This window comes from Pseudomonas sp. LBUM1648 (assembly GCF_059716145.1).
Genome location: NZ_CP166808.1, coordinates 2,969,620 through 2,983,631 on the forward strand (window position 1 = coordinate 2,969,620; position 14,012 = coordinate 2,983,631).

Below are 14,012 nucleotides of genomic sequence, written 5' to 3' on the forward strand. Positions count from 1 at the left end.
CCAGGCCGTTTTCATTTGTGTATCAGTGTTTTGCCTCACACACCTTGAAACGTAAGTTGAAGGTAAATAGCCGGTAAAGCTGCTTTGCTTAATCCCCATCAGTGCTTATCGTTCAGCCTCCCGTAAAAGAAGCCCACGCGCCCAATGGTTAATCACTCCATGCAATCGTCCCCACGCAACTCCCGTCGCTGGCTGATCAGCCTGCTTGTCTTGTTGGTTATCGCCGTTCTGTGCTGGAAGTTCTGGCCTGCCGGTTCAACCCAGAAAGAGGGCGCCGACAAGGCAGCGGCCGGGCATGCCGGGCGTTCGGGGATGATGCGACCGGGCTTCGGTGGCGGCACCGGGCCGATTCCGGTGCGGGTGGCGCCGGCCGTCACGGGCGACTTCCCGCTGTATTACAAGGCGCTGGGCACCGTGACTGCACTCAACACCATCAACGTGCGCAGCCGGGTGGGTGGTGAGCTGGTCAAGATCAATTTCGAAGAGGGGCAGATGGTCAAGGCTGGCGACTTGCTGGCAGAGATCGATCCGCGCCCGTACCAGAACGCCTTGCTTCAAGCTGAAGGCACCTTGTTGCAGAATCAGGCGCAACTGAAAAACGCACAGGTCGATGTCGAGCGTTATCGCGGGCTGTACAAGGAAGACAGCATCGCCAAACAGACCCTGGACACCGCCGAAGCGCTGGTCGGCCAGTATCTGGGCACGGTCAAGACCAATCAGGCGGCGGTCAACGACGCCAAGCTCAATCTCGAATTCACCAGGATCCGCGCGCCGATTGCCGGTCGCGTCGGTCTGCGTCAGGTCGACGTGGGCAACCTTGTAACGGCCAATGACACCACGTTCATCGCGGTGATCACCCAGACCCAGCCGATCAGCGTTGCATTTACCCTGCCGGAAAACAGCCTCGAAACCGTGCTCGCCCGCTATCGCAGCGGCGCCAAACTGCCGGCCGAAGCCTGGGATCGTGGCGACAGCAAACTGCAAGCGACCGGTGTGCTGCAAAGTCTCGACAACCAGATCGATGTGGCCACCGGCACATTGAAATTCAAGGCGCGTTACGAAAACCGCGATCAGTCGCTGTTCCCCAATCAGTTCGTCAACGTACACCTGCTGGCCGACACCCTCAAAGGCGTGGTGCTGGCACCGTCCGCCGCCATTCAGTTCGGCACCAACGGCACTTTTGTCTACGCGCTTGAAGGCGACAAGAAAGTCACCATCCGCCCGTTGAAGATCGGCGCCAGTGACGGCGAGAACACTGTAATCACCGAGGGCTTGGCCGCCGGCGATCGCGTGGTGCTGGAAGGCACCGACCGCCTCAAGGAAGGCAGCGAAGTGGAAGTGGTCAACGACAGCAACCAGGTGCCAACCACGCCGACCGAACACCTGCAAGGCAAGTCCGCCGCCACCCCGACTGACGCCGCTGTCACCGACAAGGCCAAGAAGGGCGCATGAACATTTCGCGGCTGTTCATCCTCCGTCCGGTAGCCACCACCCTGAGCATGCTGGCCATTATCCTGGCCGGCCTGATCGCTTATCGCTTGTTGCCAGTGTCGGCGTTGCCTCAGGTTGATTACCCGACCATCCGCGTCATGACCCTGTATCCCGGCGCCAGCCCGGACGTGATGACCAGTGCCGTGACCGCGCCGCTTGAGCGCCAGTTCGGGCAGATGCCGGGCCTGACGCAAATGGCCTCGACCAGTTCCGGCGGTGCTTCGGTACTGACCCTGCGGTTCAGCCTCGACATCAACATGGACGTCGCCGAGCAACAGGTGCAAGCCGCGATCAACGCCGCGACCAATCTGTTGCCGACCGATTTGCCGGCGCCGCCGGTGTACAACAAGGTCAACCCGGCGGATACCCCGGTGCTGACCTTGGCCATCACTTCGAAAACCATGCTCCTGCCCAAGCTCAATGATCTGGTCGATACGCGCATGGCGCAGAAAATCGCCCAGATCAGTGGCGTCGGCATGGTCAGCATTGCCGGCGGCCAGCGTCAGGCGGTGCGGATCAAGGTCAACCCGGAGGCCCTGGCCGCCAACAGCCTGAACCTGTCGGATGTGCGCACGTTGATCAGCGCCTCCAACGTCAACCAGCCGAAGGGTAACTTCGACGGCCCGACGCGGGTGTCGATGCTCGACGCCAACGATCAGCTGACGTCGCCCAAGGACTACGCCAACCTGATCCTCGCCTACAAGAATGGCGCACCGCTGCGGCTCAAGGATGTCGCGGAGATCGTCGACGGTGCCGAGAACGAACGCCTTGCCGCGTGGGCCAACCAGAATCAGGCGGTTTTGCTCAACATTCAGCGTCAACCTGGCGCCAACGTGATTGAAGTGGTCGACCGGATCAAGGCCTTGCTGCCGAGCATCACCGACAACCTGCCGGCCGGTCTTGATGTCACCGTACTTACTGACCGTACGCAAACCATTCGCGCTTCGGTCACCGACGTGCAGCACGAGTTGCTGATCGCCATCGCGCTGGTGGTGATGGTGACCTTCCTGTTCCTGCGCCGTTTCAGCGCGACGATCATTCCTTCCGTGGCGGTGCCGCTGTCGCTCATAGGCACCTTCGGCGTGATGTACCTCGCCGGGTTCTCGGTCAACAACCTGACCCTGATGGCGTTGACCATCGCCACCGGTTTTGTGGTCGACGATGCCATCGTGATGCTGGAAAACATCTCGCGCTTCATCGAGGAGGGCGACAGTCCGATGCAAGCGGCGCTCAAGGGCGCCAGACAGATCGGCTTCACCCTGATTTCCCTGACCCTGTCGCTGATTGCGGTGCTGATCCCGCTGCTGTTCATGGCCGATGTGGTCGGGCGCCTGTTCCGCGAATTCGCCATTACGCTGGCAGTGGCGATCCTGATTTCCCTCGTGGTGTCGCTGACCCTGACGCCAATGATGTGCGCGCGTCTGCTCAAGCGCGAACCCGAAGAGCACGAACAGGGCCGTTTCTACCGGGCCAGCGGCGCGTGCATCGACTGGATGATTGCCAAATATGGTCGCGGTTTGCAGTGGGTGCTCAAGCATCAGCCGCTGACCCTGCTGGTGGCCATTGGCACACTGGCGCTGACCGTGTTCCTTTATATGGTCGTGCCAAAAGGCTTCTTCCCGGTGCAAGACACCGGGGTGATTCAGGGCATTTCCGAAGCGCCGCAGTCGATTTCCTTCGCCGCCATGGGCGAGCGTCAGCAGGCGTTGGCCAAGGTCATTCTTGAAGACCCGGCAGTGCAAAGCCTGTCGTCCTACATCGGTGTCGATGGTGACAACGCCACGCTTAACAGCGGCCGCCTGCTGATAAATCTCAAGCCCCATGGCGATCGTGATCTCAGCGCCACCGAGGTGATCGCGAGACTGCAACCGCAACTGGACAAACTGGTCGGCATTCGTCTGTACATGCAACCGGTGCAGGACCTGACCATCGAAGACCGCGTCAGCCGTACCCAATACCAGTTCAGCATGTCGTCGCCGGATTCAGAACTGCTCAGCCAGTGGAGCGGGCGGTTGGTCGAAGCGCTGGCACAGCGCCCGGAACTGACCGACGTCGCCAGTGATTTGCAGGACAAGGGCTTGCAGGTGTATCTGGTGATCGACCGCGATGCGGCCTCGCGCCTCGGCGTGTCGGTGGCGAACATCACCGATGCGCTGTACGACGCCTTCGGTCAGCGGCAGATTTCGACCATCTACACCCAGGCCAGCCAGTACCGCGTGGTGCTGCAGGCGCAGGCGGGGGAAAGAATCGGCCCGCAGGCGCTGGATCAGATTCACGTCAAGACCACTGACGGCGCGCAGGTGCGCCTGTCGAGTCTGGCCCGTGTCGAGGAGCGTCAGGCGCAACTGGCGATCACTCATATCGGTCAGTTTCCGGCGGTGATGATGTCGTTCAACCTCGCACCGGGCGTGGCGCTGGGGCATGCGGTGGACGTCATCGAACAGGTGCAGAAAGACATCGGCATGCCGGTCGGCGTGCAGACCCAGTTCCAGGGCGCGGCCGAAGCTTTTCAAGCGTCGCTGTCGAGCACCTTGCTGCTGATTCTGGCGGCGGTGGTGACCATGTACATCGTGCTCGGCGTGCTTTACGAGAGCTACATCCACCCGATCACCATTCTCTCGACTCTGCCATCGGCGGCGGTTGGCGCGTTGCTGGCGTTGCTACTCAGCGGCAATGACCTGGGCATGATCGCGATCATCGGCATCATTCTCTTGATCGGTATCGTCAAGAAAAACGCGATCATGATGATCGACTTCGCCCTCGACGCTGAACGCAACCAGGGCATGGCGCCGGAGGAGGCGATCTATCAAGCGGCGCTGCTGCGTTTCCGGCCGATTCTGATGACCACGTTGGCCGCGCTGTTCGGCGCGGTGCCATTGATGCTGGCCACCGGTTCCGGGGCTGAGTTGCGTCAGCCGCTGGGTCTGGTGATGGTTGGCGGGTTGTTGATGAGTCAGGTTTTGACACTGTTCACCACGCCGGTGATTTACCTGTACTTCGACCGTTTGGGCCGTCGCTTTGGCAAAACCAATGCCGACACCGAAGAGGTGGTGGTATGACGCAGCGCAAAACCTGTAGGCGTGAGCCTGCTCGCGATGAGGCCGGCACCTGCAACATCCATGCGAACACATACACCGCTATCGCGAGCAGGCTCACTCCTCCAGGGGAGTGGTGTGAATTCGGAGATTGCGGTCAATGAACCTCTCCGGTCCTTTCATCAAGCGCCCGGTTGCCACCATGCTCCTGAGCCTGGCGATCATGCTGCTGGGCGGTGTCAGCTTCGGTCTGCTGCCGGTTTCGCCGTTGCCGCAGATGGACTTCCCGGTGATCGTCGTGCAGGCGAGCCTGCCTGGCGCCAGCCCGGAGGTCATGGCCTCCACGGTGGCCACGCCGCTGGAGCGTTCGTTCGGTGCCATTGCCGGCGTCAACACCATGAGCAGCCGCTCCAGTCAGGGCTCGACCCGGGTCATTCTGCAATTCGACCTCGACCGTGACATCAACGGCGCGGCGCGGGAAGTGCAGGCGGCGATCAACGCTTCGCGCAACCTGCTGCCGAGCGGGATGCGCAGCATGCCGACCTACAAGAAGGTCAACCCGTCGCAGGCGCCAATCATGGTGCTGTCGTTGACTTCGGATGTGCTGGAAAAAGGTCAGCTCTACGACTTGGCGTCGACCATCCTGTCGCAGAGTCTGTCGCAGGTGCAGGGTGTCGGTGAGGTGCAGATCGGCGGCAGTTCGTTGCCGGCCGTGCGTATCGAACTCGAACCGCAGGCCCTGAACCAGTACGGCGTGGCGCTCGATGATGTGCGCAAGACCATCGCCGATGCCAACGTGCGCCGGCCCAAGGGCTCGGTCGAGGACGGCCAGCGCTTGTGGCAGATCCAGGCCAACGACCAGTTGGAGAAAGCCAAGGATTATGAATCGCTGATCATCCATTACGCCGACGGTGCCGCGTTGCGCCTGAAGGACGTGGCCAAGGTCAGCGACGGCGTCGAAGACCGCTACAACAGCGGTTTCTTCAACGACGACGCGGCGGTGCTGCTGGTGATCAACCGCCAGGCCGGGGCCAACATTATCGAGACGGTCAACGAGATCAAGGCGCAACTGCCCGCGCTGCAAGCGGTACTGCCAGCCAGCGTGAAGCTGAATCTGGCGATGGACCGTTCGCCGGTGATCAAGGCAACGTTGCACGAAGCCGAGATGACCCTGTTGATCGCCGTGGCACTGGTAATTCTGGTGGTGTTCCTGTTTCTCGGTAACTTCCGCGCCTCGCTGATTCCGACATTGGCGGTGCCGGTGTCGCTGGTCGGTACTTTCGCGGTGATGTACCTCTATGGCTTCTCACTGAACAACCTGTCACTGATGGCGCTGATTCTCGCCACCGGTCTGGTGGTGGACGACGCCATCGTGGTGCTGGAGAACATTTCGCGGCACATCGACGAAGGCGTCAAACCGATGCAGGCCGCGTATCTGGGGGCCAAGGAAGTCGGGTTTACCTTGTTATCGATGAACGTCTCGCTGGTCGCGGTGTTCCTGTCGATTCTGTTTATGGGCGGGATTGTCGAGAGTTTGTTCCGCGAATTCTCCATCACGCTGGCTGCGGCCATTGTGGTCTCGCTGGTGGTTTCGCTGACGCTGACGCCGATGCTCTGCGCCCGCTGGCTCAAGCCGCATACGCCGGGGCAGGAAAACCGTCTGCAACGCTGGAGTCGCAAGACCAACGACTGGATGGTGGCCAAGTACGCCACCAGCCTCGACTGGGTGCTGCGTCATCGCCGCCTGACGTTGCTCAGCCTGTTCATCACCGTTGGCGTCAACGTCGCGCTCTATGTGGTGGTACCGAAGACTTTCATGCCGCAGCAGGATACCGGCCAGTTGATCGGTTTCGTGCGCGGAGACGACGGCCTGTCGTTCAGCGTGATGCAGCCGAAAATGGAAACCTTCCGCCGCGCCGTGCTCAAGGACGAGGCGGTGGAAAGCGTCGCCGGGTTCATCGGCGGCACCAACGGCACCAACAACGCCTTCATGCTGGTACGTCTGAAGCCGATCAAGGACCGCCAGTTGTCGGCACAGAAAGTCATCGAGCGCCTGCGCAAGGAAATGCCTAAGGTGGCCGGCGCACAATTGATGCTGATGGCCGACCAGGATCTGCAGTTTGGCGGTGGTCGCGAGCAGACCACTTCGCAGTACAGCTACATCCTGCAAAGCGGTGATCTTGGCGAGTTGCGTGAGTGGTACCCGAAAGTGGTCGCCGCGTTGCGGGCTTTGCCGGAGTTGACGGCCATTGATGCCCGTGAAGGCAAAGGCGCGCAGCAGGTGACTTTGATTGTCGACCGCGATCAGGCCAAGCGTCTGGGGGTGGACATGAGCATGGTGACTGCGGTGCTGAACAACGCTTACAGCCAGCGGCAGATTTCAACGATCTACGACAGCCTGAACCAGTACCAAGTGGTGATGGAGGTCAATCCGAAATACGCCCAGGATCCGATTACCCTCAAGCAGGTCCAGGTGATCACCGCCGACGGCGCACGGATTCCGCTATCGACCATCGCTCACTATGAGAGCAGCCTGGAGGACGATCGCGTCAGCCACGAAGGCCAGTTCGCCTCGGAAGATATTTCTTTCGACATGGCTGAAGGCGTGACGGTAGAGCAGGGCAGTGCCGCCATCGAGCGGGCGATTGCCAAGCTCGGCTTGCCGGAAGACGTGATCGCGAAAATGGCCGGTACTGCCGATGCGTTCGCCGCGACCCAGAAGAGCCAGCCGTTCATGATTCTTGGCGCGCTGTTGGCGGTGTATCTGGTGTTGGGCGTGCTGTATGAAAGTTACATTCACCCCCTGACGATTCTGTCGACGCTGCCGTCGGCCGGTGTCGGCGCATTGCTGTCGATCTATGCATTGGGCGGCGAATTCAGCCTGATCTCGTTACTCGGGCTGTTCCTGCTGATCGGGGTGGTGAAGAAAAACGCGATCCTGATGATCGACCTCGCACTGCAACTGGAACGGCATCAGGGCATGTCGCCGCTGGAATCGATCCGCAGTGCCTGCCTGCAACGTCTGCGCCCCATTCTGATGACCACATTGGCGGCCATCCTCGGTGCCTTGCCGTTGCTGCTCAGCCGGGCGGAAGGCGCGGAAATGCGCCAGCCATTGGGCCTGACCATCATCGGCGGACTGGTTTTCAGCCAGGTGCTGACGCTTTACACCACCCCGGTGGTCTACCTCTATCTCGACAAGCTTCGCCATCGTTTCAACAAATGGCGTGGCGTGCGTACTGACGCTGCTCTGGAAACTCCGCTATGACTGACCGTTCGCTTTTCAATCTGGCCACTGTTCGCGGCTCGCGTCTGTTGAGCCTGTCGCTGTGCGTGGCAATGCTCAGTGCCTGCGCCGTCGGCCCGGACTACCAGCGCCCGCAGACGGCTGAAATTCCTCAATACAAGGAAGCTGAAGGCTGGCGTCAAGCCAACCCGAGCGATTCGCTGGCGCGTGGCGCGTGGTGGGAGTTGTATGGCGATCAGCAACTCAACGGGCTGATCGAAAAACTCAACAGCTCCAACCAGACCGTCGCCCAGTCGGAAGCCCAGTTTCGACAGGCGCAGGCCCTCGTCCGCAGTGCGCGCGGGGCGTTCTACCCAAGCGTCGACCTGAGCGTGGGCAAAACCCGCTCCAGCCAAGGCACCGGCAGCAGCAGTTCGAGTTTGAGCAGTTCTTCCAGCGGCATTCGCGACACCTACAGCGCGGAGTTGGGCGTGAGTTGGGAAGCCGATGTCTGGGGCAAGTTGCGTCGCGGTCTTGAGGCCGATCAGGCCAGCGCGCAGGCGAGTTTCGCCGATCTGGCCGCGATGCGTTTGAGTCAGCAATCGGAGCTGGTGCAGAACTACCTGCAACTGCGGGTGATCGATCAGCAGAAGCGTTTACTCGAAGCGACGGTTGCTGCGTATGAGCGCTCGCTGAAAATGACCCAGAACCAATACCGCGCGGGTGTTTCCGGGCGTGACGCGGTGGCGCAGGCGCAGACCCAGCTCAAAAGCACCCAGGCTGATCTGGTCGATCTGATCTGGCAACGCGCGCAATTCGAGAATGCCATTGCCGTGCTGACCGGTCAGGCGCCAGCAGACTTCAATATCGCCGAAACCCAGACCATCCCGAACCTGCCGCAGGTGCCGTTGAGCCTGCCGTCGCAGTTGCTGGAGCGCCGTCCGGACATCGCCTCGGCCGAGCGCTCGGTGATCGCCGCCAACGCCAGTATCGGCGTGGCCAAAGCGGCGTACTACCCTGACCTGTCCCTGAGCCTGAGCGGCGGTTACAGCAGCAGTACGTCACAAAACCTGATCAGTTTGCCTAACCGCTTCTGGTCCGTCGGACCAAAACTGGCCTTGCCGCTGTTCGACGGCGGTATCCGCTCGGCGGAAGTTGACCGCACTGAAGCGGTGTACGACCAGACGGTCGCCAAGTACCGGCAGACCGTGCTCGACGGTTTCCGCGAAGTGGAAAACTATCTGGTGCAGCTCAAGGTGTATGAGGACGAAGCGGCGGTACGCCAGGAAGCCCTCGATGCTGCCCGCGATTCCTTGCGCCTGACAGAAAACCAGTACAAGGCCGGGCTGATTGCCTACATCGACGTGGTAGTGGTGCAAGCCACTGCGTTGAGTAATGAGCGCAGTGTGTTGACTATTCTGCAGAACCGTTTGATTGCCAGTGTGCAATTGATCGCCGCGCTGGGCGGCGGTTGGGATGGCCAGCTCGACGTGAGTGACAACCGCTAAGGCAACGCGAGCGCAAAAACTGTGGGAGCGAGTTGTCGTCAGCTCTGTCGTTGGATCGTCCCGGTTCAGAGCATTGTCGGGCCATCAAACAAGCGTTTCATCGGACTGATGGCAATTTGATTACTTAGTCAGTGCGTTCTGCTGTGCAATCAGTACAATCGCCGCATTTGCCCGACCGAGAATGGACGCGATCCGGTTTGGGTAGTCGTGAGAATCCGCATGCTCATCGGTAGTTATTCCTCCACCCTGGTTTTCATTTCGTTGTGTGTAGCGATCCTCGCGTCCTACACCGCCCTCGACCTTACCGGACGCATTGCAACAGCCAAGGGCCGTGCCGTGCATTTCTGGACAGCCGGGGGCGCGTTCGCCATGGGTGTGGGTGTCTGGTCGATGCACTTCATCGGCATGCTCGCCTTCAAGTTGCCGATCTCTCTGGGCTACGACATCACGCTCACCGCGCTGTCGCTGTTGATCGCGGTACTGTCCTGCGGTTTTGCCTTGTGGTTGGTCAGTCAGCCGAAATTGCCGATTTTGCAGTTGGCTTTTGGCTCGCTGATCATGGGCGCCGGTATCAGTGCCATGCATTACACCGGCATGGCGGCGATGCGCATGACGCCCGGGATCGATTACGACCCGACGCTGTTTGGCGCCTCGTTACTGATTGCCATCGGTGCCTCGGCTGCGGCGTTGTGGATTGCTTTTCGCCTGCGCCAGCATTCGCCCTATGTACGCCTGATTCGCGCCGGGGCTGCGGTGATCATGGGCATCGCCATTGTCGGCATGCATTACACCGGCATGGCCGCTGCGCAATTTCCTGACGGCAGTTTCTGCGGCGCTGCGCTCAATGGTCTGAAGGGCAATGGTCTGGACAGCCTGGTGCTGATCACCACGCTAGCGGTGCTGACGATTGCCTTGTTGACCTCAATCCTCGATGCACGGCTTGAAGCGCGCACCGCCGATCTGGCGCACTCGTTGACGGTGGCCAACCGCGAACTCACGCAACTGGCGCTGCACGACACCCTGACCGGTTTGCCAAACCGCATGCTGCTCGATGACCGGATCAATCAGGCAATCAAGAAAGTCCAAGAGCAGGGCGGCTGTTTTGCCTTGATGTTCATTGATCTGGACGGCTTCAAACCGGTCAATGATGCTTTTGGCCATCACATGGGCGATCAACTGCTGCGCGAAGTCGGTGTGCGCTTGCGCGAAGATTTGCGCAGCCTCGACACGCTGGCACGCATCGGCGGCGATGAGTTTGTGTTGCTGGTGCGCCTGGCCGAGCCCGATGATGCATTGGGATTGGCTGCACGCCAGGTCAGCCTGATCGCGCAGCCGTTCCGCGTGGCCGAACATGACTTGCAGATATCCGCCAGCGTCGGCATTGCCCTGTATCCGGGCAATGGCCAGAACGCCCCGGAACTACTGATGAACGCCGACGCGGCGATGTATCACGCCAAGGGTGGCGGCAAGAACGGTTACAGCTTCTTCGATGCGTCGATGAACACCAACGCACGCAAACAGCTGCAACTGTTGCAGGACTTGCGCGCGGCACTGGAGCACAGCCAGTTCAGCCTGCATTACCAACCCAAGTTCGACGCCGCCAGCGGTCATCCGGTGGGCGCCGAAGCGTTGTTGCGCTGGCAACATCCGGTCCACGGCATGCTGATGCCGGACAAGTTTATCGATATGGCGGAGAAAACCGGCCTGATCATTCCAATCGGCGAGTGGGTGCTCAACGAAGCCTGCCGGCAGATGCGCGAGTGGTACGTGCTCGGCTACACCGACTGGCGTATCGCGGTGAACCTCTCGGCGTTGCAGTTCTGCCATGCCGGATTGGTCCGAAGTGTTGCCAAAGCCTTGGCTACGCACCATTTACCTGCGAATAGCCTGACCCTGGAAATCACCGAAACCACGGCAATGAGCGATGCCGATGCAAGCATGACGGTGTTGCAGGAGTTGTCGGACATGGGTGTCGACCTGTCCATTGATGACTTCGGTACCGGTTACTCGAGCCTCATGTACCTCAAGCGTTTGCCGGCCAATGAGCTGAAGATCGACCGTGGGTTTGTGCGGGATCTGGAGCATGACAGTGACGATGCGGCCATCGTGTCGGCGATTGTTGCGTTGGGGCAGGCGCTGGGGCTGCGGATTGTGGCTGAAGGCGTGGAAACGGGTTCGCAGCAGGATTTCCTGACGCAACTGGGGTGTGATTCGCTGCAAGGGTATCTGCTGGGGTATCCGAAGCCGGCAGACAAGTTCATGCAGGACATTGTCAGTGCACAGCGCCTGCCGACAGTCTGATAAACCGCGCCATCAAGCTCGCTCCCACATTTGAAATGCAATCCCCTGTGGAAGCGAGCTTGCTCGCGAAAGCGTCAGTCCAGTCAAAAACAGACCTCATGCAAAACCCGCCAATGGCGGTTATTCTTCCCCCCGACTGTTACGTGTGCATTCAGGGGAAAGGCCAGCATGGATAAAGTCATTGTGATCACCGGTGGCGGGCGCGGGATTGGCGCCGCTACGGCGCTGTTGGCCGCCGAGCAGGGCTATCGCATCTGCATCAACTACCAGTCAGACGAACAGGCCGCGCAAAGCGTGCTGGAGCAAGTCCGCGCGTTGGGCGCACAGGCCATCGCAGTACGCGCCGACGTCAGCATCGAAGACGAAGTGATCGCACTGTTTCAGCGGGTCGACACCGAGTTAGGGCGAGTCACCGCATTGGTGAACAACGCCGGCACTGTCGGGCAAAAGTCGCGAGTCGATGAGATGTCCGAATTCCGCATCTTGAAAATCATGAAAACCAATGTCCTGGCGCCGATCCTGTGCGCCAAGCACGCGATCCTGCGCATGTCGCCCAAGCATGGCGGGCAGGGCGGCAGTATCGTCAACGTGTCGTCGGTGGCATCGCGCTTGGGTTCGCCGAACGAGTATGTCGATTACGCCGCCTCCAAAGGCGCGCTCGACACGTTCACCATCGGTTTGTCCAAGGAAGTGGCGGGCGAGGGGATTCGCGTCAACGCGGTGCGTCCGGGTTACATCTACACCGATTTCCACGCCCTGAGTGGCGATCCTGATCGGGTCAGCAAGCTTGAGTCGGCGATTCCGATGGCCCGTGGCGGGCGCCCGGATGAAGTGGCGGAGGCGATTATCTGGTTGTTGTCGGACAAGGCTTCCTATGCCACCGGGACGTTTGTTGATCTGGGTGGTGGGCGGTAAAAGAAGCAAGATCAAAAGATCGCAGCCTGCGGCAGCTCCTACACAGGATTAGGCGTTTCCTGTAGGAGCTGCCGAAGGCTGCGATCTTTTTGCTGTCAGAACGACCGCACAATCCGCCCCAACGTCTCCATCGCCTTTTCCGAATCCTCGGTCCACGGGCTGCCATAGTTCAAGCGAATACAGTTGCGGAACCGCTGAGTCGGCGAAAAGATCGGCCCTGGCGCAATGCTGATGCCCTGCGCCAGCGCCATCTGAAACAGCTTCAACGAATCCATCTGCGGTGGCAGTTCCAGCCACAAGAAGTAGCCGCCCGCCGGTTGGCTGACCCGCGTCTGCGCCGGGAAATAACGGGCAATCGCCGCGAGCATCGCACTTTGCTGTTCTTCCAGCGCATAACGCAATTTGCGCAGATGCCGATCGTAACCGCCGTGTTGCAGGTAGTCGGCAATCGCCGCTTGCGCCGGCATCGAGGCGCACAGCGAGGTCATCAGTTTCAGTCGTTCGATTTTCTGCGCGTAACGCCCGGCGGCGACCCAGCCGATGCGATAGCCGGGGGCCAGGCTTTTGGCGAATGAGCCGCAATGCATCACCAACCCTTCGGTGTCGAAGGCCTTGGCCGGTTTCGGCGCTTGCTGGCCGTAATAGAGTTCGGCGTAGACATCGTCTTCAATCAGCGGTACCTGATGACGGCGCAGCAGTTCGACCAGTTCCTGCTTCTTGGCCTCGGGCATGGTCGCGCCCATCGGGTTCTGAAAACTGGTCATGCACCAGCAGGCCTTGATCGGGTGGCGCTCGAGTGTCTGGGCGAGCACGCCGAGGTCGATGCCATCGCGCGGATGTACGGGGATTTCCACCGCTTTGAGTTTCAGCCGTTCCAGCACTTGCAGGCTGGCGTAGAACGCCGGTGCTTCGATGGCGACCAGATCGCCCGGTTCGGTTACGGCTTGCAGGCACAGGTTCAGCGCTTCGAGGGCGCCATTGGTGATCAGCAGTTCTTCCATCGGCAGCATCAGCCCGCCGACCATATAGCGCAGGGCGATCTGCCGGCGCAGTTGCGGGTTGCCCGGCGACATGTCGGTGACCACCATGCGCGGGTCCATCTCCCGAGCGGCGCTGGCCAGCGAGCGAGACAGGCGTTGCAGCGGGAACAGGGTCGGGCTGGGGAACGCCGAACCGAACGGTACGGTACTGGGGTCCTTGATCGATTCCAGGACCGAGAACACCAGTTCGCTGACGTCAACCTCAGTCGAATCGTTTACGTGGCTACTGATCACCGGCTCCGAGAACGGGCTCGGCGCGTGGGTGTTGACGAAGTAGCCAGAGCGCGGGCGCGCTCGGATCAGGCCGCGGCGTTCCAGCAAGTAATAAGCCTGGAACACCGTGGACGGGCTGACGCCGTAAGTCTGGCTGGCGTAGCGCACCGAGGGCACGCGCTGGCCGGGGCCAAGGACGCCGGAGCGGATCAGTTCAGCGATGTCGTCGGCGAATTTTTCGTAGCGTTTCATCGAGGAGCCTTGGTGCTGGTTGATTGTGTGG

General features: G+C 60.6%; 7 protein-coding genes. 6 read left to right on the forward strand and 1 reads right to left on the reverse strand.

Features of this window, described 5'->3' with window-relative positions:
- Positions 1-144 precede the first annotated feature (144 nt).
- The 6 genes from ACA043_RS13650 (at position 145) to ACA043_RS13675 (ending at position 12,476) form a co-directional block, all read left to right on the forward strand.
- Positions 145-1,452, forward strand: coding sequence for an MdtA/MuxA family multidrug efflux RND transporter periplasmic adaptor subunit (locus ACA043_RS13650; RefSeq protein WP_187678298.1), 1,308 nt, complete (start codon positions 145-147; stop codon positions 1,450-1,452).
- Positions 1,449-4,550, forward strand: coding sequence for an MdtB/MuxB family multidrug efflux RND transporter permease subunit (locus ACA043_RS13655; protein ID WP_497659456.1), 3,102 nt, complete (start codon positions 1,449-1,451; stop codon positions 4,548-4,550). The genes ACA043_RS13650 and ACA043_RS13655 overlap by 4 nt, the downstream gene beginning before the upstream one ends.
- A gap of 136 nt (positions 4,551-4,686) precedes the next feature.
- Positions 4,687-7,794: an efflux RND transporter permease subunit gene (locus ACA043_RS13660; RefSeq protein WP_401265036.1), complete on the forward strand. Its 3,108-nt coding sequence runs from the start codon at positions 4,687-4,689 to the stop codon at positions 7,792-7,794.
- Complete coding sequence (locus ACA043_RS13665; protein WP_497659457.1) at positions 7,791-9,260, forward strand: efflux transporter outer membrane subunit; 1,470 nt, start codon at positions 7,791-7,793, stop codon at positions 9,258-9,260. The genes ACA043_RS13660 and ACA043_RS13665 overlap by 4 nt, the downstream gene beginning before the upstream one ends.
- A 219-nt stretch (positions 9,261-9,479) precedes the next feature.
- On the forward strand, positions 9,480-11,561 hold the full coding sequence (locus ACA043_RS13670) for a putative bifunctional diguanylate cyclase/phosphodiesterase (protein WP_489879812.1): 2,082 nt from the start codon (positions 9,480-9,482) through the stop codon (positions 11,559-11,561).
- A gap of 168 nt (positions 11,562-11,729) precedes the next feature.
- Positions 11,730-12,476, forward strand: a complete 747-nt coding sequence (locus tag ACA043_RS13675) for an SDR family oxidoreductase (RefSeq protein WP_401265044.1) — start codon at positions 11,730-11,732, stop codon at positions 12,474-12,476.
- Positions 12,477-12,571: 95 nt separating this feature from the next.
- Here the strand turns inward: ACA043_RS13675 and mapR are convergent, their stop codons facing one another.
- Entirely contained in the window at positions 12,572-13,981 is a 1,410-nt protein-coding gene (gene mapR / locus ACA043_RS13680) for a GntR family transcriptional regulator MpaR (RefSeq protein ID WP_008087199.1), read from the reverse strand.
- Positions 13,982-14,012: the final 31 nt, after the last annotated feature.

Excerpts from the sequence above, each read along its gene's own strand:
- ACA043_RS13650 (WP_187678298.1), top strand. The coding sequence starts at position 145 with ATGGTTAATCACTCCATGCAATCGTCCCCACGCAACTCCCGTCGCTGG.
- ACA043_RS13655 (WP_497659456.1), top strand. The coding sequence starts at position 1,449 with ATGAACATTTCGCGGCTGTTCATCCTCCGTCCGGTAGCCACCACCCTG.
- ACA043_RS13660 (WP_401265036.1), top strand. The coding sequence starts at position 4,687 with ATGAACCTCTCCGGTCCTTTCATCAAGCGCCCGGTTGCCACCATGCTC.
- ACA043_RS13665 (WP_497659457.1), top strand. The coding sequence starts at position 7,791 with ATGACTGACCGTTCGCTTTTCAATCTGGCCACTGTTCGCGGCTCGCGT.
- ACA043_RS13670 (WP_489879812.1), top strand. The coding sequence starts at position 9,480 with ATGCTCATCGGTAGTTATTCCTCCACCCTGGTTTTCATTTCGTTGTGT.
- ACA043_RS13675 (WP_401265044.1), top strand. The coding sequence starts at position 11,730 with ATGGATAAAGTCATTGTGATCACCGGTGGCGGGCGCGGGATTGGCGCC.
- mapR (WP_008087199.1), bottom strand. The coding sequence starts at position 13,981 with ATGAAACGCTACGAAAAATTCGCCGACGACATCGCTGAACTGATCCGC.